This is a genomic window from Bulleidia sp. zg-1006, assembly GCF_016812035.1.
Taxonomy (GTDB): domain Bacteria; phylum Bacillota_I; class Bacilli_A; order Erysipelotrichales; family Erysipelotrichaceae; genus Bulleidia.
Map to the genome: position 1 here is coordinate 1,378,745 of NZ_CP069178.1, position 23,553 is coordinate 1,402,297.

The 23,553-nt window shown below is 36.2% G+C and carries 21 protein-coding genes and 1 tRNA gene; 9 read left to right on the forward strand and 13 right to left on the reverse strand.

From position 1 onward, the window contains the following. Nucleotides 1-14: 14 nt before the first annotated feature. Nucleotides 15-1,370 (reverse strand): DUF349 domain-containing protein, encoded by a 1,356-nt coding sequence (locus JOS54_RS06985; protein WP_203244873.1) that lies wholly within the window; start codon nt 1,368-1,370, stop codon nt 15-17. Nucleotides 1,371-1,492: 122 nt separating this feature from the next. Here JOS54_RS06985 and JOS54_RS06990 point away from each other — a divergent pair, with 122 nt between their 5' ends. Then, nucleotides 1,493-2,011: a GNAT family N-acetyltransferase gene (locus JOS54_RS06990; protein WP_203244874.1), complete on the forward strand. Its 519-nt coding sequence runs from the start codon at nt 1,493-1,495 to the stop codon at nt 2,009-2,011. A 171-nt stretch (nt 2,012-2,182) separates the two neighbouring features. Here JOS54_RS06990 and JOS54_RS06995 read toward each other — a convergent pair. From JOS54_RS06995 to JOS54_RS07035, 9 genes are all read right to left on the reverse strand, one after another. Continuing rightward, nucleotides 2,183-2,255 (reverse strand) — tRNA-Asn (locus JOS54_RS06995). Nucleotides 2,256-2,481: 226 nt separating this feature from the next. Continuing rightward, nucleotides 2,482-3,414 carry a transketolase family protein gene (locus tag JOS54_RS07000; RefSeq protein WP_203244875.1) on the reverse strand — a complete coding sequence of 311 codons (933 nt, stop codon included), beginning with the start codon at nt 3,412-3,414 and terminating at the stop codon, nt 2,482-2,484. Beyond that, nucleotides 3,414-4,229, reverse strand: coding sequence for a transketolase (locus JOS54_RS07005; RefSeq protein ID WP_203244876.1), 816 nt, complete (start codon nt 4,227-4,229; stop codon nt 3,414-3,416). Before JOS54_RS07005 ends, JOS54_RS07000 begins: the two co-directional genes overlap by 1 nt. A gap of 164 nt (nt 4,230-4,393) precedes the next feature. Further along, on the reverse strand, nt 4,394-6,445 hold the full coding sequence (locus JOS54_RS07010; RefSeq protein WP_203244877.1) for an FtsX-like permease family protein: 2,052 nt from the start codon (nt 6,443-6,445) through the stop codon (nt 4,394-4,396). Next, nucleotides 6,438-7,205, reverse strand: a complete 768-nt coding sequence (locus tag JOS54_RS07015) for an ABC transporter ATP-binding protein (protein ID WP_203244878.1) — start codon at nt 7,203-7,205, stop codon at nt 6,438-6,440. The genes JOS54_RS07010 and JOS54_RS07015 overlap by 8 nt, the downstream gene beginning before the upstream one ends. Nucleotides 7,206-7,294: 89 nt before the next feature. Beyond that, complete coding sequence (locus JOS54_RS07020; protein ID WP_203244879.1) at nt 7,295-8,227, reverse strand: HAMP domain-containing sensor histidine kinase; 933 nt, start codon at nt 8,225-8,227, stop codon at nt 7,295-7,297. Beyond that, complete coding sequence (locus tag JOS54_RS07025) at nt 8,224-8,880, reverse strand: response regulator transcription factor (RefSeq protein WP_203244880.1); 657 nt, start codon at nt 8,878-8,880, stop codon at nt 8,224-8,226. Before JOS54_RS07025 ends, JOS54_RS07020 begins: the two co-directional genes overlap by 4 nt. Before the next feature lie 114 nt (nt 8,881-8,994). Further along, nucleotides 8,995-10,710, reverse strand: a complete 1,716-nt coding sequence (locus JOS54_RS07030; protein WP_203244804.1) for an IS1634 family transposase — start codon at nt 10,708-10,710, stop codon at nt 8,995-8,997. Between the two features lie 130 nt (nt 10,711-10,840). Further along, a complete protein-coding gene (locus JOS54_RS07035; protein WP_203244881.1) occupies nt 10,841-11,140 on the reverse strand; it encodes a response regulator in 300 nt (99 codons plus the stop codon). 61 nt (nt 11,141-11,201) lie between these two features. Between JOS54_RS07035 and JOS54_RS07040 the strand changes: the two genes are divergently transcribed. The 3 genes from JOS54_RS07040 to JOS54_RS07050 are packed head-to-tail and all read left to right on the forward strand — an operon-like array spanning nt 11,202 to nt 14,122. Further along, nucleotides 11,202-12,263 carry an SPFH domain-containing protein gene (locus JOS54_RS07040; RefSeq protein WP_203244882.1) on the forward strand — a complete coding sequence of 354 codons (1,062 nt, stop codon included), beginning with the start codon at nt 11,202-11,204 and terminating at the stop codon, nt 12,261-12,263. Further along, nucleotides 12,263-13,357: a TFIIB-type zinc ribbon-containing protein gene (locus JOS54_RS07045; protein ID WP_203244883.1), complete on the forward strand. Its 1,095-nt coding sequence runs from the start codon at nt 12,263-12,265 to the stop codon at nt 13,355-13,357. The genes JOS54_RS07040 and JOS54_RS07045 overlap by 1 nt, the downstream gene beginning before the upstream one ends. A 3-nt stretch (nt 13,358-13,360) precedes the next feature. Beyond that, nucleotides 13,361-14,122, forward strand: coding sequence for a TPM domain-containing protein (locus tag JOS54_RS07050; protein WP_203244884.1), 762 nt, complete (start codon nt 13,361-13,363; stop codon nt 14,120-14,122). Here JOS54_RS07050 and JOS54_RS07055 read toward each other — a convergent pair. From JOS54_RS07055 to JOS54_RS07065, 3 genes are all read right to left on the reverse strand, one after another. Next, entirely contained in the window at nt 14,119-14,694 is a 576-nt protein-coding gene (locus JOS54_RS07055) for an O-methyltransferase (RefSeq protein ID WP_203244885.1), read from the reverse strand. The genes JOS54_RS07050 and JOS54_RS07055 overlap by 4 nt on opposite strands. Nucleotides 14,695-14,788: 94 nt before the next feature. Beyond that, a complete protein-coding gene (locus JOS54_RS07060) occupies nt 14,789-15,886 on the reverse strand; it encodes an SH3 domain-containing protein (protein ID WP_203244886.1) in 1,098 nt (365 codons plus the stop codon). Between the two features lie 26 nt (nt 15,887-15,912). After that, entirely contained in the window at nt 15,913-17,028 is a 1,116-nt protein-coding gene (locus tag JOS54_RS07065; RefSeq protein ID WP_203244887.1) for a hypothetical protein, read from the reverse strand. A gap of 99 nt (nt 17,029-17,127) precedes the next feature. Between JOS54_RS07065 and JOS54_RS07070 the strand changes: the two genes are divergently transcribed. The 5 genes from JOS54_RS07070 (at nt 17,128) to JOS54_RS07090 (ending at nt 23,553) form a co-directional block, all read left to right on the forward strand. Continuing rightward, nucleotides 17,128-18,468, forward strand: a complete 1,341-nt coding sequence (locus JOS54_RS07070) for an FAD-dependent oxidoreductase (RefSeq protein WP_203244888.1) — start codon at nt 17,128-17,130, stop codon at nt 18,466-18,468. 97 nt (nt 18,469-18,565) lie between these two features. Next, nucleotides 18,566-19,459, forward strand: coding sequence for a winged helix-turn-helix domain-containing protein (locus JOS54_RS07075; RefSeq protein ID WP_203244889.1), 894 nt, complete (start codon nt 18,566-18,568; stop codon nt 19,457-19,459). A gap of 40 nt (nt 19,460-19,499) precedes the next feature. Continuing rightward, entirely contained in the window at nt 19,500-20,801 is a 1,302-nt protein-coding gene (locus JOS54_RS07080; RefSeq protein WP_203244890.1) for a C4-dicarboxylate ABC transporter, read from the forward strand. Between the two features lie 63 nt (nt 20,802-20,864). Continuing rightward, entirely contained in the window at nt 20,865-23,012 is a 2,148-nt protein-coding gene (locus JOS54_RS07085; protein ID WP_203244891.1) for a hydantoinase/oxoprolinase family protein, read from the forward strand. Then, complete coding sequence (locus tag JOS54_RS07090) at nt 23,005-23,553, forward strand: hypothetical protein (RefSeq protein WP_203244892.1); 549 nt, start codon at nt 23,005-23,007, stop codon at nt 23,551-23,553. The genes JOS54_RS07085 and JOS54_RS07090 overlap by 8 nt, the downstream gene beginning before the upstream one ends.

Genomic DNA, 23,553 nt, shown 5'->3' on the forward strand with positions numbered 1-23,553 from the left:
AAGCTTCTAAAAAATTAGTTGATTTTATTCTTTAAATCTTCAATGTCATCCTTGATTTGTTCCAACATTGCTTTTTTGCGAGAAATTTGGCGTTCCATTTCATGTACTTCTTCGTAATCATCGACTTGGAAAACATCTTCTTGAAGTTGGTTGATTTCCTTGCGTAAAGATTCAGTCAACTCTTCTTTGTGAGCTAGAATATCTTGGAAACGTTGTTGATTGGCACCATGCTTCGCATCCCAGAATTGTTCCTTAACAGCCTTGAATTCTTCCCAGATACGATCATTATCTTTTCTTCCCGAGTATCCGGCTTCTCTCCAAGCCACATCTAAGCTCTTCATCTTTTCGGTATTTTCTTTATCTAAATTACCAGATGCGACAATTTCTTTTGCTTGTTCAATTAAAGCGTTTTTCTTAGCTAAGCTAGCACTAAATTCTTCATTTCTCTTCTTAAAGAACTCTTTACGTTCGGCGAAGAACTTTTGACGAGCTCCATTGAAAGCTTCCCACAATTGATCATCCCATTCACGACCGGCAGAACCTAAGGCTTTCCAATCGTTCATCCATTCATCCATCTTACTGGATAAAGCATTGTAATTCACATTCTTTTCCACTGCTTCTTGAACAAGCTTAATGAGCTCTTCTTTCTTCAGCTTAGCTTCACCACGAACGGTATCTAAATTAGCGAAATATTCCTTACGGCTCTTATTGAATTCTTTACGTGCTTTTTTGAACGATTCCCAAAGCGTATTTTCCTTTTCACCGGCATGACCAATATCTTGCCATTGTTCTTGCAACTGGCGGAAAGCCTCTTGTGTATCTTTCCATGCGGTTGAATTCTTCAATTCTTCCGCCTTTTGAACCAACGTCTCTTTTAAGCTTGCGTTTTGAACTGCTTTCTCTTTACGCATTTTTAATTTTTCTAAAGATGCTTCAAACCAAGTCTTATATTCTTGTTCTTTCGCTGTTTTCCAATCTGGAATGGCTTCCCATTCTTTCTTAATAGCCTCTATTTCTTCTTCACTTGTTCCGGCGTTCAATGTTTCAACTTGACGGCATAAATCTTGTTTATGACGAACGTCTTTTTCTAATTCTTCAACAGCGTTTTCTTTAAATTCTGTTCCGTATTCAATATCTCCACCTTGGCTCGCCGGCTTTTGCCAAACAAGCATGGTGTATTCTCCATTGGATTCAATGCCATACCAACGACCATGACCATCTTCATGACCTTCTACCGCTAATGTTGGTTGTCCCTTTTCGTCAACAGCTCCATAAAGAACTTCGATGACCTTTCCATCAAATGTTTTATGCGACTTGATGGTAACTTTCGCATATTTTTCTTCGTAACCTTGTAATGTCTTCCAATCCATTCTGTTTCCTCGTTTCTACCTACTGATTTTATGCGAAAAAGGGTATTTTGTCTAATGGTTTAAAGGATTTTTGACTTATCGCTTGAATAATGTTACTTGTTATGGTGCGTAGGGGGTATTTTATGAAATTCGAAAGAGAAATTCGAGAGCTTTATACTTCTGCTTTTCCACCTTTAGAAAGAATTCATTTTTGGGTATTGAAGAATATTCAAAAAAGAAAGAAAGGTAAGTTTTACCCAATTGTTCAACTTAATCATTTCATCGGGTTTTTCTTTACGATTGAAAATGAAACTTGTGTTTATTTATTCTTTTTTGCCTTAGACCCTTCCTTAAGAAATCAAGGTTTAGGTGGGAAAGCTTTGGATCATATGGTTGCTCGTTTCAAGCATAAAAAAGTTTTTCTTTTAACCGAATTAGTTGAAGAAAAGAATTCCCTTCCATATCGAAGAAAAAACTTCTATCTTCGTCATGGCTTTAAAGAAACACATTGTTACTTTAAAGAGAATTATGTTTGGTATGAAATGTTATGCCAAAGCGATGATTTTAGCCGAAAGGAATATCATCAATTGATGAAAGAGGCTTTTTCACCTCTTGAGTATCGTTTCTTCTTTAATCCACAAGACAGTAAAAGGGAATTCTAGCTAGGATAAAAACAAAGAATCCAAACCGATAAGCATCCGCAAAAACCTTTGTGCTATTCAATCGTTTAGAAAGAAGAACTAGAAGCCAAAGCACTTAAGCGTGCTACTTTTTAGGAAGTACTAAAAAAGATGCTTACATAACCTTTGTAAACACCTTTTTATACAACAAAGCGCCTTAAACAGGGCTCGAACCTGTGACCTAGCGGTTAACAGCCGCTCGCTCTGCCGACTGAGCTATTAAGGCGTGCTTAAATAATATACCACATATTTTTGGAAAATCAACCAACTTTTTAACTTTTTCCGTGTGCCAAAAAAATTAGAGGAGAAACCATTAAAAAGAACCGTGGGAATCACTTAATTAGCTGAAGGGTATTTATTATAGCAGAAAAGCCCCTTTCTTATGGGAAAATGAATTTTTCCAAACGATACACAAAAGCCTCGATTTTTCGAGGCTTTCCTTTTCAAACTTTCTAATGACTAGAAAGAACTTTTTTCACTTCTTCACAGACACCATCACCATCTAATTTATATTTCTGCATCAGCGCTTTTGCACTACCGGATTCCGCAAAGCAATCCTGCATACCAATTCGATGGATTATTCTTGGGTATAGTTTTGTTGAAATTTCGGCAATTAAACCGCCTAAGCCACCAATCACATTATGCTCTTCCGCCGTAAACACTCGGTCAAACTGACTTAAAATCTTTGCGATTTCTTTTTCTGAACAAGGTTTAATCGCAAAAACATCCACAACCGCAATACTCTTGCCCTCTTCTTGTAATTTATTCGCCGCTTCTAAAGCGGATTGAACCATTGATCCACAAGCGAAAATAACCGCATCCTTACCCTCTTTCACCATCTTAGGCTTCGCGAAATCAAAGACTTCCTTTTCATCATAGACATCTTCCACGGAAGATCGACCCAAACGAACATAACTTGGCTTATTCGTATGAGCTACATGACGAATGATTGCCTTTGTTTCAGTCGCATCACAAGGGACATACACTTCCATTTCAGGAATAACACGCATTAAGGCAATGTCTTCAATGGCTTGATGAGAGACCCCATCCTCACCGACTGAAATACCCGCATGCGTTCCACAAATCTTAACATTCAACTTTGGATAGGCAACGCTATTACGAATCTGTTCCCAAGCACGACCTGTACAAAACATCGCAAAGGAAGAAGCGAAAGCCGTATATCCACTCGCCGCTAAACCAGCCGCATGACCAATCATATCCGCTTCCGCAATACCCATATCAAAGAATCGTTCAGGTGCAACCTTTTTCGCTAAATTCGTTTTCGTACTACCGGCTAAATCCGCATCCAACACAACAATTTTTTTATTCTCTTGAACCAATTGTGCTAAAGCTTCACCATAAGCTTCTCTCGTTGCTTTTCCCATTATTGTGCCTCCAATTCTTGCAATGCTTGTTCATATTGTTCTAGGTTGGGTGCCTTACCATGCCAACCGGCTTGGTCTTCCATGAAAGAAACACCTTTTCCTTTAATTGTTTTAGCAATAATCACTGTTGGTTGTCCTTTTGTTTCGCTAGCTTCTTTGAACGCGGCTCTTAATTGTGTAAAATCATGTCCATCCACACAAACCACATGCCAACCAAATGCTTTAAACTTTTCATCCAATGGATTTGGATTCATCACATCACTTGTGCGACCATCAATCTGTAAGCCATTCACATCAATAATGGCACATAAATTATCATTTTTATAATGGGCGGCAGCCATTGCCGTTTCCCAAATTTCACCTTCTTGAGACTCACCATCACCAATTAAGCAATACACACGATGCGAATTGCCATCCAGCTTATTCGCTAAAGCCATACCATCCGCAGTCGCAAAGCCTTGTCCTAAAGAACCGGTGGACATATCCACACCAACAACGTAATTCATATTAGGATGACCTTGTAATTTGGAATTAATCTTACGGAAAGTATCTAATTGTTCATCAGCTAATACGCCTTTTTCCGCTAACACCGCATATAACAACGGTGAAGTATGTCCTTTGGATAATACAAAACGATCACGATTAATTCCATTCACATTCGTTTCATCCATGTCCATGACTTCAAAAAACAATTCTGTCAAAATATCCGTTGCGCCCAGAGAACCACCCGGGTGTCCCGATTGAGCTGAGAAAATCTCTCGTAAAATGTTTTTACGAATGTTTTTAGCATGAGCTTGTAATTCTTTTATTTCCATTCAAAATTTCCTCGTTTCTTTCTCTAATTATTTTAACACTGAACAAAAGAAAAAGGAGGCTTTAATGGATAAAAAGATAGGTCTATTCCTTTATTGGCATACTACACTAAGATTTTTGCCTTGTATTTATCTCTATAATGAGAACGACTTAAATGAATGACTTTTTAGTGCTTTACAATATCGTAATATGTCCTTGTCGTTAAAGTATAGACAATATAGAAGAAGATTAGGTAAACAGCCAAACTAGCGAAGGTAATCCATGCAAACGTTGAAAAGCTAATCTTAACGATTATCTGCAACACCAAGTGCATAAATTTCGTGGCCGCCAAAACATGCATGGTCGCAATCAACGGTGGTAAGAAGAATATAATCTTAACCTGTTGACGAATCGTCCTGTGAATCATCCTTTCATCCATACCAACCTTACGCATAATTAAGTAGTTTTCACGGTCTCTTGTTCCCTCACTTACCTGTTTGTAGTAAATCACAAGTACGGATACCGATGTGAATAAAACCACCAACATACTCAACACATAGATAGTACCAACATGAATGCTTAATAGTTCACGATAATTCAGTCGCTTTGAATTAAGTAAGTAGCCATATTTTGAATTCGCTACATTCTTATGATATTCCGCTTCAATAACGTTTTTAAGATCATTCATGTACTTTTCTTCATCGATGGCTTGACCATTGTACTTAATCGTCAAATAATAACGACTTTCTTCTCCTAGTTGTTTTGCTTGCAAAACATTCACATTTGCCAGGCTTTCAACACTATCCACCACAATCACAATTTGTTTTAAAACCGTTGTATTTACAGCATTAAATAAAGTCATATTGATATTCGATAAGGTTTGATACTTCTTCTTTGTACCAAAGTAGTTTAAATCCTTTCCTTGTAAGATATTATCCGGATCATAAACTGCCAATTCACCTTTTTTTAATTTCAAATTTGTTCCAAAAACTCGGTTGACATCCTCTTGCAACACATATGTTACCTGCACAGCATTTAATGCGTCCCAGCTGCTTCTTTGATCCTGCTCTTCAAAAGAAAATTCCCCATTTTTTAAAGTTAAAGTTCCACTTGTTGCACGGAAATAACTGATGTCTTGAGGTTGAATGTGGTGTTTCTCATTCAAAGTCGCAATCGCTTTTAAATAGCCTTCCGCTTCTTCAGTGCTTGGAATTTTATAATAATGTCCATCTGATGCGTTCGTATCCTCATTTCGACTATATACAGAAATTTCATAATCACGAGGATATTGGTAATCAATGGTTGATTTAATCCCTATAACTAATGAAGCTGATATAGATAGAATGATAATAACCATCGTTGAAAGAATCGCAATGTTTCCTAAACCCACCGCATTAGCTTTCATACGGTATAAAAGATTTGAAATATTCACAAAATGTTCTGGTTGATAATAAACCTTCTTCTTGCTCTTACGCCATTTCAAATAAGTAATGGAACCTGCTGTAATCAAGCAATAAGTACCAATAATAACCGCTACCACCGCTACCACAAACATGGCGATTGCTTTTAATGGATTTTGAATTGTTAAGGCAAGATAATACCCAAAGCCCATAAATACCAAACCAATAAGAGCTAGCCAAGTCTTCGCTTTTGGTTCTTTCTCACCTTGAGAAGACAATTGTCTTAAACTAGAAATCGAATGCAATTGAATTTGGAAACCGGTCCGAATAAAGAAACCAAAGTATAAAGCCAAGAAAATAGAACAGGTATAGAGAATAGCGTTCGCTGAAATAAAGAAGCCAAACTTCACTTGACCATCTAAGAACATCGTCATGGCCGCAAAGATTAATTTATCCACTAAAATCCCAAGTGTAATCCCTAAAACAATCGTCCCTAGATATAAAAGTAATAATTCAATTAAAACCATGGAACGAATATGTTTCTTTTCTAAACCTAGGGTGTTTAATAAGGAAAATTCTTCCTGTCTACCTTTCAATACAAAGGAATAGGCATAAAAACTAATAATTAAAGTCGCAATACCGACAATCCATCTACCCACAGTCAATACTTGAATAATATTTCTACCACCACGAGAATTTAAAATATAAGGATTCATTCCCATAGAAATGAAGTTATACATCATAAGAGTTAATAAACTCATCGCTAACAAGAAAGGCACAAACCGCTTTCGATCGTTATGAATATTTTGAATGGCTAATCGACTATATAGCTTAAACATGTTGCTCACCACCTACGCTCATCAAGGTGATGGTATCACTAATTCTCTTGTATAATTCTTCATCGTTTAAATCCCCACGGTAAAGCTGATGAAATAAATGACCGTCACGAATGAATAAAATACGATTGGCTTTACTAGCCGCCATAGTCGAATGCGTTACCATCAAAATGGTTTGCCCGGCTCGATTCAACGATTGAAATAAATCCAATAAGGTAGCGGAAGAATGGGAATCTAAAGCACCTGTCGGTTCATCCGCCAATAATAAATCAGGTTGCGTAATCACCGCTCTAGCAACTGCCACTCTTTGTTTCTGACCGCCGGATAATTCATAAGGATACTTCTTTAATAAATTCTGAATATTTAAAATCGGAGCAATTTCATCCAAGCGCTTTTTCATTTCACCATAAGGCTTGCGTGATAAAACCATCGGTAAATAAATATTATCTTCCACATTTAATGTGTTCATTAAATTAAAATCTTGGAAAATAAAGCCCAAATGTTCACGCCTAAACTGTGCTAGCTCTTTTTCTTTTAAAGAAGAAAAGGCCTTTTCTCTTAACGCAACCGACCCCTTTGTCGGTTGATCTAAGGTAGCTAAGATATTTAGTAAAGTCGATTTACCAGCTCCACTTTCCCCCATGATAGCGATAAATTCGCCCTCTTCCACCTTGAAGTCAACGTCTTCCAAAGCCACTACTTTTTGATTGGATAATTTGGAAGAATAAATTTTTTGAATATGTTTAATCTCTAATAAACTCATATCTGACACTCTCCTTACACTCTTAGTCTAAAAGATGGAAAAAAGCTTCACCATTGATGAAGCTAACAATTAGCTTACAATCCTGTAAGCTACAATAATACATTCTTATTTTCAAAATGAATGCGTATCTTCGTTCCCACGCCCACTTGGGATTCAACGGAAATCGGATGATTTAGTTGATGTGAAATTAAAGACACCAAGTATAAACCATAACCACTTGAATACTGCCCATGATGCCCGTTTTGACCCGTATAGCCGGCCTCAAAAATTCTTGGCAAATCCTCTTTTGAAATTCCATAACCGGTATCTTCTATGATTAGCTCTTGTTTTTCTTCATAAATACAAATCTTTCCATTCGGACTATATTTAATGGCATTACTTAAAAACTGGTTCAGCATAAAAGACAACCATTTATTATCACTAAGTACCGATTGCTGAATATCTCTTAGCTCCAAAGAAATGTGATTTAAAATAAACAAAGGGCGAAGTTGTTGCACACATTGACGCACCACTGTATCTAATTTCACTTCCCGAATGCTTAAATCCTGTTGATTATCCTTTTGTTTAGCATACATCAAAATCATATCCACCAATTGATTCATCTTAATCAATTGACTTTCTAAAACCAGTTTATCACTTTTTTCTTCCTCTAAAGCCAACTGTAAGGTAGATAAAGGCAACTTAATCTCATGTACCCACATTGTATAAAAATGTTGATTATCTTCTTGGATTTGTCGATCATTCAACTGTACTTTTTGAATGAGTTGTTGATAGCGTTGATAAATTTTACTTTCTTTTTTAGGTAAAACCGCATCGAATTCCACATTTTCTAAATGGTCTGAATTCAATAAACGATTTCTTTCCTTTTGTATTTTATGTTTCTTTTCAAAACTAGATAGCGCAACGGGAATAGTCATAACGATTAAAGTGAAAGCCGTTAAAACCAAAAATTCCATTGGTATTTGATATAAATGCCCAAGCCCAAATAAAGTCACCAGCCATAATGTAAGCAAAAAAATCATACTAGACGATACCCCATTCCACGAATTGTTTCAATATGATAGGGAATATCCATTTCTTCCATCTTCTTACGCAAGCGAGACACATTCACTGTCAAGGTATTCTCATCCACAAAGTCTTCACTCTTCCATAAATAGTCCATCAGTTCTTCTCTTTTCAAAATCTTAGGAGCTATTTTTAATAAGCATTTTAAAATCTTCGCTTCATTTGGGGAAAGAACCAATTCTCTTTCTTGGTAGTAAAGCGATAATTCTTCTAATTTCAATTCTTTGTATTGATAAAAATCAAGTTGAGCTTGGCTTCTCCTTAAAATCGCTTGCACCTTTGCGATTAGTAGTTCTAAAGAAAAAGGTTTTTGCAAGAAATCATCGCCACCCAAACTTAAAGCGTGAATAATGTTCATTTCTTCATTCGCACTGGAAAGAAAAAGGATAGGTGTATTCGTTTCTTTGCGGATTTTTTCACACCAATAAAAACCATCGTAATAAGGTAAATGGATATCCAATAAAATTAAATCCGGTTGGTAGCTTTTCACCTCTTCATCCAAATGTTGAAAGTCTTGTGTTCGATGAGTTTGATAGCCCCATTTTTCTAAATTCTTTTGGATTTGAATGGATAAGGCATAGTCATCTTCAATTAGGTAAATAATACTCATGATACCATTATACCAAAATCCTAAATTTGACAGTTTTAAAAAGATAAAGATGAAAAAACGCTCTATTTAAGCCTTTTTTTCATCTTTTTTCTTTATTCAAAATGTAATAATATTTTAACTTTTGGTCTTCTTATTAATTTCATTTAAGCTTTTAAAACTCATAATCTCATAGTCAGTATTAAACTTAAAAACATCGTGTAATTTATCAGTTATTACTGTTCTAGTATAAGCAGGAATGTATTGTTTATTGCCTATCTCACATAATTGCATACTTCTTAAGGTTGTTATAATTTCTTTTGTGGTGTATTGAACTAAGTTTTTTTCAATAATCCTTTCAACTAACAATGCCATAAAGCAAGTTAAAAAGTGTGAGTATATTCTACTTTCTCTACTAAGATATACCGGTCGTGCTTTAAATTCACTTTTTAATATTCTAAAACTTTCTTCAATCTTCCATCTTTGACGATGTACTTGTAAGATAATCTTGATATTATCTTCTAAATTAGTGCTAATACAGTATAAACCATCCCATTTGCTTTCTTCAGCTATTTTTTCACTATTTAAGGATAGATGTTGTTCTTTTGCGGATACTCCATCTTCATTGGTATAGTCAATGGCTATTAATCGTTTAAAATCTGTTGCTTTTTGATGATTTCTTAATTTCTTATTACTTGAAATGACTGCTTCTGCTCTGATTATTTGTTTGGATCTAAGATGTTCTTGATAACCGGCGTATTCCGGCGAATAACTTACAATGATTCTTTCTTCAACACCATTTTCCTTAATCCATCTTTCTTTATAATAGATATGATAGTCATTTTCTAATTCTTTTATTTCTGATAATCGAAAAACTTTACCATCACCATCTCTTTTCCAACCACTATCTTCAAATACCCAATCTTTAATTGCTTGTTTTGCCTTTTTAAGTGAATAAGTCATAATAAAACCACGATTAGTGATATCATTGAATTTCTTATTAGTACAACTATTTAAACCGGCATCACAACAGATAATCACTTTATCTAATCCATAGTCTTTAATAATTTTTTGTTCGATAGGTTTTAGAGAAGCTTGTTCGTTTTTATTGCCTTGAAAGATATCAAAAGCAAGGGGTAAACCATACTGATCTAAAAATAAGCCCATTTGCACAATCGGATTAGGTCGATGTTCTTTAGATAATCCATATTGTCTAATTCCTTTTTCTTCTTCAATTTCAAAAAAGTAGTTAGTACAATCATAATATAAGATAGATGAATTGCGTTTAAAGTTATTGTGGGTTGTTTGGTATAAACTTTCTTGAATAAAATCTTTGTATTCATACATTTTTTCTAAAGTACGATATACATCGTGTAAAGCGAAATTTGGGGCTTCAAAGAAATGCTTTGAAAACTCAAAAGTGGATAGTTTAGAACCAGGTGCTAAAATCCTACTCGCAACAAGATAACGCATAATTTGGTTTAAATCAAATTTGAATTGTCCTTCTTTTTTGATTTTATCACTAATCTTAGTTAAACCACAGTCCTTTAATATTTTTTGGATAAAGAAATAACCAATATGCACATGACGAATTGTTTTATGATTAATTCGATTAGCAGGCGCAAAAGAAACAGTAATTCTTTCCTTATCTTCTTTCATCTCTAAAGTTTTTTGCTTAGCATATGCTTTAGTCCAAGTATCAACATCAAGATTAGGGTCACCCACCTTTTTACGAATATCATCAGCACTTCCAAGGGCTTCAAAGATATGGGTAGAAACTTTTTTACCGGTTCTTTTAGAATAGGCAAGATAATAAAAGGTCGAGTTTTTAGATTTCGATTTAGTGATAAACATAGGCACACCTCCACTAATATTATATCAGATATTACATATTATTACAAACGAAATCCCCTGAATTTGACATGAAAACAGCAAAAAAGCTAGTATTTACTAGCTTTTTAAGAAAATATAAAATTCAAAACTGTCAAATTCCCGCATCGCCACCCAAACTTAAAGCGTGAATAATGTTCATTTCTTCATTCGCACTGGAAAGAAAAAGGATAGGTGTATTCGTTTCTTTGCGGATTTTTTCACACCAATAAAAACCATCGTAATAAGGTAAATGGATATCCAATAAAATTAAATCCGGTTGGTAGCTTTTCACCTCTTCATCCAAATGTTGAAAGTCTTGTGTTCGATGAGTTTGATAGCCCCATTTTTCTAAATTCTTTTGGATTTGAATGGATAAGGCATAGTCATCTTCAATTAGGTAAATAATACTCATGATACCATTATACCAAAATCATTTTTAGTATTATAATAAAAGCATTAAAAGGAGGCTTATTATGGGCTTTATATCAGTCGGTGTTGAAGCTGTACGCTCCACCTTAAAAGATGTTTGGAAGGATTACATTTATTGTGATGCTTTAGACAACAATACCTTAGTAACGAAAGGTCTTAATCGCAATTCCAGCAATGGTAATATCTTAAGCGATCAATCGAAAGTGATTGTTTCGGATGGTCAATGTTTACTTGTTGTTGAAAATGGGAAAGTGATTGACTTAGTGGGAGAACCTGGTGAATATATCTACGACAAAAACGCAGAGCCAAGTATTTTCTTAGGTAGTTTCAAAGACGCTGTCAAATCTGTTTTTAGTGAAATTGGTAGCCGTTTTAGTTATGGAGGACAAGCCGGTCAAGATCAACGTGTCTACTTCATCAACATCAAAGAAATTACCGGTTTGAAGTATGGCACACCAAATCCGATTCCTTTCCGTGTTGTAGAAGAAAAAGCCGGTATTGATATGGATATTTCCTTGAAGGCTTTCGGTACTTATAGTATCCGCATTGTTAATCCGGTTCTTTTCTACACCAATGTTAGCGGCAATGTGGAAAATGATTATAATTTAGACACATTAAATGAACAATTGCGTGCTGAATTATTGACCGCTCTACAACCGGCTTTAGCGAAGCTTTCCGATCAAGGCATTCGTTATAGTCAAATTCCTGGTCATACAGAGGAATTAGCCCAAAGTTTAAATGAACAATTAAGTTCTAAGTGGACGGACTTACGTGGTATTCAAATTGTGTCCTTTGGGGTCAATTCTATCGTTGCTGATGAAAATGATGAAGCAACGCTTAAATCTCTACAAAAAGCAACGGCTTTCCGTGATCCTAACTTAGCAGCGGCGAATATTGCGGCGGCTCAAGCTCAAGCCATGCAAGATGCGGCTAAAAATCCAAATGGTGCCATGATGGGCTATGTAGGTTTAAACGCCGCCCAGCAAGCCGGTGGAATTGATGTGAACGAGCTCTACAAACAAGGCGGTCAATGGCTTTGCCCAAGTTGCCAAACCACAAATGAAGGTAAGTTCTGCAGTAACTGCGGTACTAAAAAACCAGAATAATGAGTCAATCTTCAACAAATATCCAGTGTTTTAACTGTGGTTCCCCTTTGCGCTTTGACGCTAGTCAACAAAAGCTCGTTTGTGATCATTGTGGTTCCATTTATTCGCCGGAAGAAGTGGATACGCGTTTAGAAAAGAGGGAAAGTAAGCCTGAGCTAAAAGGTAGCTTTGCGCAAAAAAGTAATCATTTAGACCATTGGTCAGAAGTGGAAGAAAATCAAATGGCTTCTTACTCTTGTCAAAGCTGTGGGGCTCAAATCATAGCGGATAAAACCATGGCGGCATCTAGTTGCCCCTATTGTGCCAATCCAATGGTCATTGAATCACAAATCAATGGTGGCTTAAAACCGGATCAAATCATTCCCTTCAAGCAGGTTAAACAAACAGCCATTAATACTTTAAAACATTTTTATAAGAATAAACCACTTCTACCCAATAACTTCAAAGAAGAAAATCACATCAAAGAAATCAAGGGAATTTATGTGCCTTTTTGGCTTTATGATGGTCGAGTTGAGGGATATAGTCAATGCAAAGCAACTGTCACCACTTCTGATTATATAGGTGATGATATATACCAACACACCCATCACTATCTCGCAACCCGTGCCGGTGACGTTGAGTTTGAACGAGTTCCGGCCGATGCTTCTACGAAAATGCCCGATGAATTGATGGATGCGATTGAACCTTTTCATTATGATGATTTAACGGATTTCCAAATGAGCTATCTAGCCGGTTATTTTGCGGATCGTTATGATGTCAATTCTGATGAAGATTCTAATCGTGTCGATCAGCGTATTCAAAACACAACTATACATCTTTTTAATCAAGAGTTCAGTGCTTATGATACAAGCTATCCAATTCATGAAAAATATGAAATTCATCCAGGTAGTATTCATTATGTTTTCTTGCCCGTTTGGTTATTAACCACAAGATATAAAGGTAAAAACTATCGTTTTGCGATGAATGGACAAACCGGGAAAATGGTATCCGATGATTTACCGGTGGATAAAAAGAAAGCGCTTCGTTACTTTACTTTAACGGCACTTATTATTTTCGCTATTCTATATGTTTCGTTGTTTATACTATGGAGGTAATGTATGCGTAAAAAAATAACTTTTTTCTTCTTTGCATTATTACTTTTCCTTTGCCTTATTCCTGTTCAAGCTAATGAAAATACTCCTCATGTAGTTGATAAATATGGTTTACTTTCGCAAGAACAAATCCATCAGTTAGAAGAACGCGCTCAAAAAATTGAACAGGAACATAAGATTGCTGTTTACATCCGTGTTTACCTGGATAAAGGCAGTTATTCAACGATTGAATCTTTTTCCGAAGCTATTTATAAAAATGAAAAACTTGGCTATGGTGCTAACCATGATGGTATTATGTTAGTACTAACGATGTGGGATCGACGCTTTGATGTTGTGACCTATGGTAAAAAAGCTTCATCCATTTATACAGCTAAAAAGCGTGAAAAGATTGCTTCAGTGGTGGTGAAGAAATACTTGCGTCATAACAAGTATTATGAAGGCTTTCAACGTTTTATGAAAGAAACGGTTGATGTCATTATCATTCCTTTCTACATTCGTAGTGCAATTGTGATTTTCGTGCCTTTATTACTAGCCGGTATCTATGTTTTTAGACTTAAAAAACGACACCATAGTGCAGATATTCAACTAGAGGCATCCGATTATACGAAAAAAGGTCTACAACTATCTCAACAAAGTGATGTCTTCTTATACACCACAACTGTTGTCATTCATAAGCCGAAGGATGATTCCGATAATGATAATTTCGATGGTGGTGGCTTTAGTAGTTCAGAAAGCGGTGGCTTTGGTCATACCTCCGGTAGCTTCTAACGAATTCTTTTAGCGACAGCTAATCCATCTCCGATTTCTAAATAAAAATCGGTTTGGAAACGCTTGTCGTTTTTTAGTCTTTCTTGAAACTTTTTAAGCTTATGAACTAACTGTTTCGTACTACGATTGTTGGTTTTAGAATCATCTTTCACAAGACCATGAAAAGCTAAATTATCAAACACAAAATAGCTACCAATATGACTATTCCCAATAAAATGTTCTACATAACGTGCGTATTGAGCCTTCGCCACATCCACAAAGATAAAATCATAATCTTGGTAACTTTTAAAATTAGCCGCATCTTCTAAATAAGCATGAATGCGATTTTCTAATTTCTCTTCTTGAATATTTTGTAAAGCTTGTTGATAACGCTCGACATCAATTTCCAAGCTATCAATACGCATATCAAAGCGTACCTTTGCCATTTGAATAGCAGAATAGCCAATCGCCGTACCTATTTCTAAGATGGATTGGATTTCTGTATGTTCATTTAAAAAAGATAATAAAAACGCAAGACCACTATCTTGCATAATAGGGATGTGATTCTGTTTCGCTTTTATTTTTAAATCCATATAACTATTTTACTTTTTCCCGCTTCATTTCTACAATAGAAATTTGTCTAAATACAAAAAAATCCTAGCTCATCAGTTAGGATTTTTTAATGAATTAGTTTGTGGCTTTTTCAAAATTCACATAACCCAATGGATTCGCAATCCATCTATTTTCTCCAATACGATACCAAGTGTAATTGTCCGCTTGTTTTATTTCTAAAACATCATAACTTTCACCTTGTTTCAAAGTTCCTAAATCTTTACCTTTGGTCGTTGGTTGATTACGAACATGAAGACCTGTCTTAGTGATATTTACTTTACCTAATGTGGCTTCCTTAGATGGACTTGGTGTTTCTGGTTTTGTCTGTTCTATTTGTTGAGCAGGCGTTGTCGGTTGTTCATTCGGAGTTGTCGTTTGTTGCGTAGTTGGCGTTGTTACTTGGTTTTTATTCTTATTGCCAAAGAAATAATCTAAGGCCAGCCATTCCACAGTCAAGATAATAACACCTACCAGGATATAAATCATGGTCGTCTTCCAACCGCTCTTTTTCTTTTGTTCTTTTAGTTCTTCCTGCTCATCCTCTTCTTCTATCTCTTTCACATAAGCAGGCACTTTTTCTACCATAACTGATGTGGTAGGCATTCGCTCGGAAAGGGATATTTCAGTTGGCTCAGAAACATTTAATAATCGAGAATAATCCTCAAAAGAAAAGCCTTCAGCCGATAAATGGTTCTTGGCTCTTTCCAGTAAAGAATGCACATCTTCTTTCGATAAACAAATCTTAGAAGCAATGGCATCTTCATCCATCTTTTTAATAGCAAAAAGATTTAAAACTGTTCTTTCCCCATCGCTTAAACCATCGCTATACGCAAATACCTTTGCCCAAGCATTTTCATCATCCACTAAGCCAACTTCCTTTACTTCTCCTGTTTCAAACGGATTAAAAGGCAATAAGCTTTCTAAAGCCTTATCCATCGTTTCCCGGGATAACCATGTCTCAAAATGATCCACATGATTTAAGGCTTCATCTAAATTAGTGAATACTTTCGTAATCGTGTTCTTCGTAATGAATTTCGCTAATTCTTTGTTCCCTGTGTATAACTTTGAATTACGATAAATTTCTTGTTGATAACTTTTGACTAATTTATTTAAACCGTCAACATTTCCACTCTTCGCTTCCTGAAGAATAACCTTTAATGTATTTTTATCCATAATTACCTCTACCCATATATTATAATCTATTTTTTCTCATCTATGAAATCACTACTGCTTAATCCACAATAATAAAGCTCTAATTTAAAATAATCCTTTACTTTTTTGAAAATATCCAGGTTGTTTTGCGAACAAGCACTCGATTTCGCCCCATTGTTGAAATTGTAAGTACAGCTTCCTGTACTGGCGATATTACTCTTCCAGTTATAAACATACTCCAAAGAATAATTTTTATATTGGAAGCTTGTTATATCAAATAAAAAGCTATATTCCTCGTGACTATTGAATTTAGACTTAAACTCATTATCCGATACCTTTTTGTAATCCAAACGACCGACTAGACGTTTCTTTAAGGTCGCTAAAACATCATTTTCCGGCGTATCATCGGTTTTCGTTTTAGCTTTTATTTGTGAAGTATCAATATTCTTAAAGTGAACGTATTTCTTTTCTTGTTCTTTTTGGGCTTCTGAAATAGAAATCTTTGTGCTGCCAACTTGACTTCTTTCGGCTTTGGATTGATATTCCACTTCAACCTTCTGATTATTCTTTTTAATTTCTAAAGTGAATTTCACTGTTTCGGAAATGAATGTATTTCCTTGGAAAGTATCTATAATTTCATTCTTCTTTACTTTCAATTCATCCATTTTATTTAAACCATAGCTATCAAAATGGTTTAAGAACACTTCTTTCGCCGGCTCCGGTTTATAGGAGTAAGTATACACTCCATTTTTCACTCGATAGCTTTCTAATTGTTCTGCCTTTATAGTCCGCAATGGTTCAATTGGCACTAACATCGTTTTAATTAAGGCATCCATTCCCATTTCTTCATAATAAGAAACACCATTGAAAGTATTGTGAATTCTTCCATTGTAATAATTCCCTTTGATGATTGAACGCTGACCATTCGCATTGATATTTTGCGAAAGGATGGCTTCATTACCTTTCCTTTGCAGTAAAGCATCTTGGGCATAGGTATCCAATGTTTCATTAGCGAATTTCAACTTATATTGCGAATGCACTGCAACGGTATAGTTATCACCCTTCTGTTCTTGCGGAAAGGATTGGAGCTTGATAGGTTCTGTTTTCTTAGTTCCGCAGGCAACTAATGCCAAGCATAATAAACAAGCTAATAATTTTTTCATACGTCTATTTTATCCTATTTTTTAAGAATATGAGAATAGAAAAGAATTCTTGACTATCTTGGAAAAATAATTTAATGATAAATAACAAAGGAGGCTTTTATGTGTGCCGTTAAAAATATACCTGTTTTAGATGAATATGATGTTTGTGTCATTGGCGGTGGTAGTGCTGGATGTAGTACTGCCTATACCTGTGCAAAATATGGATTGAAAACTTTAATTGTTGAAAAAAGTACTAAGTTAGGTGGTTCCTCTAACAATGCTCTAGTGACACCGATGATGCGCTCTTATACCAAGCACCACCCTAATTTTTATGATTTAGTCAACCAATTAAACACTTATGCGCATACAGAAGATCAACAAGGTTCTGGACAAATTTGGTTTTCGGCAGAAGCGATGAATAATAGCTGGGAAAGCTTATACACCAATGTGAATGGACATATTCTTTACGATACAAGTTTAATTGATGTGAATATTGAAAATGGAACTATTGTTTCCATTGTGGTGGACTGTGTTGAAGGCTTATACGAAATAAAAGCGAAACATTTTGTGGATGCTACCGGTGATGCCAAGCTTTCTCGTTTATCGGGTATTCCTGTGGAACATGGTGATCATCATTTAGAAAATCAAATTAGTTCCTTACGCTTTGAAATGGGTGGTATTGATATTGAGAAATTCCGTGCATATGTTTTCTCATTAAATGACAGCTACAGCATTCATCGAACTAAAAAAGATTACTTTGAAGCGGCAATGGTTGTTCATAAAGGATTTGCAATGGAACCCCTTTTTCAAAAGGGAGTTGAACAAGGCTATCTAATTCCAAGTGATTTGCATTATTTTCAGTGTTATTCCATCCCCGATAAACCGGGTGGAATGTCTTTCAACTGTCCTCATATCGTTATGATGAAAGATAATACAAATGCTGTTGAAAGATCAAAAGCTTATGTGTATGGTCATCAAGCCATTCAACGTTTAGTCACCTTTCTAAAAGCCATGATGCCGGGCTTTGAACATTCCTTCCTATTGCAAGTAGCGAACCAATTAGGCATTCGTGAATCTTGGCGTATCGTTGGTCAATATCAAATGCAAGAGGATGCATACGCAACTATGGCTCGCTTTGAAGATGCGATTGCTCGTGGGGATTGGTATATTGACGTCCACTCAGCCAGTCAATCCTTAGTGCACCAAAAGTCTTACCAAAAAGGTGACTACTATGAAATACCTTATCGCTCGCTTATTACAAATGAATTAGACAATCTAATTGTGGTTGGCCGTTGTATCTCTGCTACTTTCTTAATGCAAGCTAGTATTCGTATTATTCCAACTTGTATTGATATTGGTGAAGCGGCTGGAGAAGCCATTCATCTTTGTGAAGTCGATAAGTGCTCCCTCAAAAAACTAGATGGTAAAAAGCTTTCTAAGTTAATAAATAATTATCGTTAAAAAATCGCTTTTGTTCTATTGCATTTCTAAAACTAGAAGTGTTAGAATGAAAGCGGTTAATTTATTTCGGACTCCGAAATAAATAGAAAGAAAGTCCATGAAACATTTAAAGATTGAAGAAATTCGTAAACAAAATAAACATTTACTTAAGGAAACCATTCATCATCATCCCGGTATTTCCAGAATAGAGCTATCAAAATTGGTTGATTTGGCTCCTAGTACTGTCACGGAGATTGTGAATGAACTGTTGGAAGATGGCATTCTTCAAGAAAAGAAAAGTGCCATTCAAAGAAAAGGAAGACCTGCCAAAAAGCTTTACTTTCAAGATAATTCGCTTCCGTATCTGTTGATTGAATTTAGAGCCAAAATAATTTATACCTATGTCTATTCTTTAAATCACGAATTACTAGAATCAAGAAACTTCTATAATCAAGAAAATGACGGTAGCCTCATTTTTGAATGGGTGAAAGATATGTTCCCCAAGAATTGTGTTTCTAAAATCGGCTTGTTGGTTCATGATGATACCCAGCTTTCCGACTTAAACGTTCTTTATGATACTGGTTATGTTTCACAAATTTTAACCATTCGTGATGCTTTAAAGGATTATTACCATTGTCCTGTTGAAGAACAGGTTTCCGGTCTAACAACCCTATCGGAACTCATGGCTCTCTCTCTTCATAAACAAGATGCGTTCATTTGTGTTTCTAAGAAGATTGAAGGAAAAATCTTATTGGAAAATGAGGTTATTCCCTTGAATCGGGATTATTTAAGTGAGATTTTCAACTCTAATTTAGAAGTTATCGCAACACAATTAAATCAATTACGCCGTTTCTTAAACTTAAAGAATATATTTATTTATTGCTTAAATGAGAAAAGCTTTGGACGCTATATGGATTTGAATAGCTTATCCATTACGGTATATCAAGTGAATTCAAGCTTATCCAGGCAGGTCTTATTTCATAAGATGCTACTAATTGGAACCAACGGTTAAAACCGTGTTCATACAAAACATATAGGAGGATAGAAAGTATATGTTGCAAGGAATTTTAATTCTTCTTGTATTTGCGGTTATTGCCGTTTTCATGATGACGAAGAAATTACCTACCTTGGTGGCTTTACCACTGATGGCTGTGTTAATTTGTGTTATCGCCAAAGTACCGGCGATTGCCGTTAATGACAAAGGTGTTGCAATCGGCTGGCTTCAAGTCGTTGTTGAAGCAGGAACCGTTCGTATGGGATCCGCTATTATGGCTGTTATCTTCGGAGCTTGGTTAGGTCAATTGATGAACAAAACCGGTATTACTGAAAATTTAGTGAAAAAATCAGCTGAATTGGGCGGTGATAAGCCATTGTTAATCACATTGGTTTTAAGTGCTGTTGTGGCTGTTTTATTCACAACATTAAGTGGCTTAGGTTCCATCATCATGGTTGGTACCATTGTGCTGCCAATTCTTATTTCCGTTGGTATTCCGGCTATTTCAGCGGCTTCCATCTTCTTGATGTCTTTTACGACCGGCTTATCTTTCAATATCGCAAACTGGAAGACATTCGCTACTCTTTTCTCATTAGACATCCATCAAATTCGTGACTTTGAAGTTTACCTAATGGCAGCTACAGCTTTCGCTACTTTGGTCTTAATCTTCGTTGAATTCAAAAAGAATGGTATTAAGTTTGCCTTCTCAACCCAAATGCAAGAACCAAAGTCATCTCAACAACTCACCGGTATTCGTGGGGCTTTAGCCATGCTTACACCATTGATTCCAATTGTATTAGTCGCTATCTTTAAATTCCCTGTTGTCCCTGCTTTTATTGTTGGTATTCTTTGGATTTTATTGATGAGTCAAAACAGTTATAACAAAGCCATGAACCTTCTAACAAAAACCTGTTACGATGGTGTTACCGATGCTGGTCCGGCCTTAATCTTAATGGTCGGTATTGGCATGTTATTCTTGGCAGTCACTCACCCAATGGTTAAGGCTGTCTTAAATCCATTGTTACTAAAGATTATTCCATCGACTCGTCTTCCTTACATTATCTTCTTCTCCCTATTAGCTCCATTAGCTCTTTATCGTGGACCGATGAACTTATTTGGTTTAGGTTCCGGTATTGCGGCTTTGATTATTGGTCTTGGTACTTTATCCCCATTAGCGGTTATGGGCGCTTTCTTAGCGGCTGAACGTATTCAAGGATGTGGCGATCCGACGAACACGCAAAATGTTTGGGCGGCTAATTTCTGTGAAGTGGATGTTAATAATATTACGAAGAAGTTATTACCTTATCTTTGGGCAATTGCGGTATTTGGAGTTGTCTTATCCGCAATTCAATTCTTCTAATTCAAATACAGACAAGAGGTCTGCATTGGCAGGCTTCTTTTCATACAAGGGAGGAAGTTATTTATGAAAGTACGTATTGGAATTGATGTTGGTGGTACTTTTACGGATGCCGTTGCGATTGATAATGAAAGCTTTGAATTTATTGGTTCCACAAAAATTCCAACTACCCATAGTGCGAAAGAAGGAGTTGCGGCCGGAATTATTCAAGTCTTGCAAGACATCATGCAAAAATACCGAATCAAGCCGGAGGATGTTAGCTTTATTGCGCATGGTACTACCCAAGCAACCAACGCCTTATTGGAAGGAGACGTTGCGAAAGTAGGCATTATTACTTTAGGACAAGGCTTGCAAGGAATGAAATCCAAAAGCGATACAAATTTAGGGGATATTGAATTATCCAAGGGAAAATACCTTAATAGCGAAAATGGCTATGTGGATACCAAAGAGAATATGGATGAACAAATACAAATAGCCATTCAAGAATTACTAGCTGAAGGATGCACTAGTATTGTGGCGGCGGAAGCTTTTTCCGTGGATGATGCAAGCAATGAAAATAAAGTCATTGATTTTTGTGCTAAGCAAGGTATTCCGGCAACCGCAACGAGTGATATTTCTAAACTATATGGTTTAAAGGTAAGAACTAGAACCGCTGTCATTAACGCTTCTATTATGCCTAAGATGCTAGAAGCCGCTACGATGACCAATGATTCTATCCATAAAGCCGATATTCAAAATCCATTGATGGTTATGCGTTGTGATGGCGGAGTTATGAGTGTTGATGAGGTTCAAAAGCGACCTATTCTGACCATTTTATCGGGACCGGCTGCCGGCGTAGCCGGGGCTTTGATGTATGAAAAACTAAGCGATGGTATCTTCTTTGAGGTTGGTGGTACCTCAACGGATATTTCTTGCGTTAAAGATGGAAAGGTCATGATTAAATACGCTGAAGTTGGTGGTCATAGTACTTATCTTAACTCTTTGGATGTTCGTACGGTTGGTATTGGTGGTGGTTCTATGGTTGAAATGGAAGATGGAAAAGCCATCAATATCGGACCAAGATCAGCACATATTGCAGAATTAGATTATGAAGTGTATACCGATGCTGATAAAATTTCGCATCCGGTATTAAAAACCATTCAACCAAAGAAAGGCGATCCTAACTATGCCTATGTGGAATGTGATTATGGTGTTTGCGTTGCTCTAACCATGGCCGGTGCCGCTAATATTGCCGGCTATGTTCAAGAAGGACAATACGCTTATGGAAATATAGAAGCCGCTAAAAAAGCTTGGAAACCATTAGCGGATCAAATGCACTTAACCGTTGAAGAATGTGCTGAGAAGGTTCTTTCTTTCGCGGCCATTAAAAACGCTAAAGTTGTAGAAAGCTTAATGAAGGATTACCACATGGATCCAAGAACCACACTCTTTGTTGGTGGTGGAGGTGGAGGTACAACGGTTGTTCCTCATTTAGCCGAAACCATGGGTCATGAATTTAAGATTGCCAAAAATGCTCCGGTGATTTCTACGATTGGTGTTGCCTTAGCCATGGTTCGTGATATGGTTGAAAGAGTCATTTCTAATCCAAGTGATGAGGATATTTTAGCTATTCGTCATGAAGCTGTTCAAAAGGCAATTCAAAATGGTGCTTCGCCAAATTCAGTGGAAGTTTCCATTGAAGTAGACACGCAAAGAAATTTAGTTCGTGCTATCGCAATCGGTTCAACGGAATTACGATCTAAGAATCGCTTAAAAGCCCAACTATCTGAAAAAGAATTGCTTGAAACAGTATCCGCAAATTTAAATCTACCAGTTAGTCATTTATTTATCTCCGGTAAAACCGATGGTCTTTACGCAATACAAGCTCATCAAGTCGAAAAAAAGCTCTTCGGCTTTATGAAAACAAAGACCACTCCACTTCGCCTAATTGATGATGAGGGGGTTATTCGTTTACAAAAAAAGAATGCGATGGTTTTATCATCACAAGCAAAAGACTGGTCTTCGGTGTTAAATCACATCCTGGAAGAACTCACAGAATACAACGACGGTGGTTCCAACTTACCAAATGTTTATTTAATCATTGGTAAACGAATTGTGGATTTAGCCGGTTTACCGGAAGAAAGCCAAATACAATCTCTTGGGGACTTAGAAATTAAGGCGATCCCTCAAGATCAAGAAATTTTAGTCATCGCCACCAAACGAATTGATGGTTAAGAACATTCCATTTCCCGAAAAACAGGACTGCTTTGAAGAATTAAAACGGGATTATTCCTATGCCAAAATACCTCCTTCTGATTACCAAAAGGTCATTGATTGTGCTTGGGAACAAGGTGAAAAAGCGGCCAAGGATATTTTTGAACAATACCACCATGGTCAATTCAAAGTTATTCTCAATGCGTACCACTTAAAAATCATTGAAAAAGATATGGATTTCGTTTCTGGTCATAACCGATATTACTCTGATTATTTATCCGGCAAAAATGAGATTACCTTATACACAAAGTCCATCGCTTTATGGGCAAAGGAAAATCAACTCTCTATGGATGAAGCGATTAATTTAATTTTAAGTCATGAACTTTATCATTACTTAGAAATGAATTCTATCGGCAAGACAAGTCAACTCTACACTCTACCAATACTTCAAATGGGAAAATTAAAAATAGGCAAAACAGGCCTAGCCATTCTTTCCGAGATTGGCGCTTATGCCTTTACGCATACCTATTTTAACTTACTTAACTCGAATGAGTACATTTAG

Excerpts from the sequence above, each read along its gene's own strand:
- JOS54_RS06985 (WP_203244873.1), bottom strand. The coding sequence starts at position 1,370 with ATGGATTGGAAGACATTACAAGGTTACGAAGAAAAATATGCGAAAGTT.
- JOS54_RS06990 (WP_203244874.1), top strand. The coding sequence starts at position 1,493 with ATGAAATTCGAAAGAGAAATTCGAGAGCTTTATACTTCTGCTTTTCCA.
- JOS54_RS07000 (WP_203244875.1), bottom strand. The coding sequence starts at position 3,414 with ATGGGAAAAGCAACGAGAGAAGCTTATGGTGAAGCTTTAGCACAATTG.
- JOS54_RS07005 (WP_203244876.1), bottom strand. The coding sequence starts at position 4,229 with ATGGAAATAAAAGAATTACAAGCTCATGCTAAAAACATTCGTAAAAAC.
- JOS54_RS07010 (WP_203244877.1), bottom strand. The coding sequence starts at position 6,445 with ATGTTTAAGCTATATAGTCGATTAGCCATTCAAAATATTCATAACGAT.
- JOS54_RS07015 (WP_203244878.1), bottom strand. The coding sequence starts at position 7,205 with ATGAGTTTATTAGAGATTAAACATATTCAAAAAATTTATTCTTCCAAA.
- JOS54_RS07020 (WP_203244879.1), bottom strand. The coding sequence starts at position 8,227 with ATGATTTTTTTGCTTACATTATGGCTGGTGACTTTATTTGGGCTTGGG.
- JOS54_RS07025 (WP_203244880.1), bottom strand. The coding sequence starts at position 8,880 with ATGAGTATTATTTACCTAATTGAAGATGACTATGCCTTATCCATTCAA.
- JOS54_RS07030 (WP_203244804.1), bottom strand. The coding sequence starts at position 10,710 with ATGTTTATCACTAAATCGAAATCTAAAAACTCGACCTTTTATTATCTT.
- JOS54_RS07035 (WP_203244881.1), bottom strand. The coding sequence starts at position 11,140 with ATGAGTATTATTTACCTAATTGAAGATGACTATGCCTTATCCATTCAA.
- JOS54_RS07040 (WP_203244882.1), top strand. The coding sequence starts at position 11,202 with ATGGGCTTTATATCAGTCGGTGTTGAAGCTGTACGCTCCACCTTAAAA.
- JOS54_RS07045 (WP_203244883.1), top strand. The coding sequence starts at position 12,263 with ATGAGTCAATCTTCAACAAATATCCAGTGTTTTAACTGTGGTTCCCCT.
- JOS54_RS07050 (WP_203244884.1), top strand. The coding sequence starts at position 13,361 with ATGCGTAAAAAAATAACTTTTTTCTTCTTTGCATTATTACTTTTCCTT.
- JOS54_RS07055 (WP_203244885.1), bottom strand. The coding sequence starts at position 14,694 with ATGGATTTAAAAATAAAAGCGAAACAGAATCACATCCCTATTATGCAA.
- JOS54_RS07060 (WP_203244886.1), bottom strand. The coding sequence starts at position 15,886 with ATGGATAAAAATACATTAAAGGTTATTCTTCAGGAAGCGAAGAGTGGA.
- JOS54_RS07065 (WP_203244887.1), bottom strand. The coding sequence starts at position 17,028 with ATGAAAAAATTATTAGCTTGTTTATTATGCTTGGCATTAGTTGCCTGC.
- JOS54_RS07070 (WP_203244888.1), top strand. The coding sequence starts at position 17,128 with ATGTGTGCCGTTAAAAATATACCTGTTTTAGATGAATATGATGTTTGT.
- JOS54_RS07075 (WP_203244889.1), top strand. The coding sequence starts at position 18,566 with ATGAAACATTTAAAGATTGAAGAAATTCGTAAACAAAATAAACATTTA.
- JOS54_RS07080 (WP_203244890.1), top strand. The coding sequence starts at position 19,500 with ATGTTGCAAGGAATTTTAATTCTTCTTGTATTTGCGGTTATTGCCGTT.
- JOS54_RS07085 (WP_203244891.1), top strand. The coding sequence starts at position 20,865 with ATGAAAGTACGTATTGGAATTGATGTTGGTGGTACTTTTACGGATGCC.
- JOS54_RS07090 (WP_203244892.1), top strand. The coding sequence starts at position 23,005 with ATGGTTAAGAACATTCCATTTCCCGAAAAACAGGACTGCTTTGAAGAA.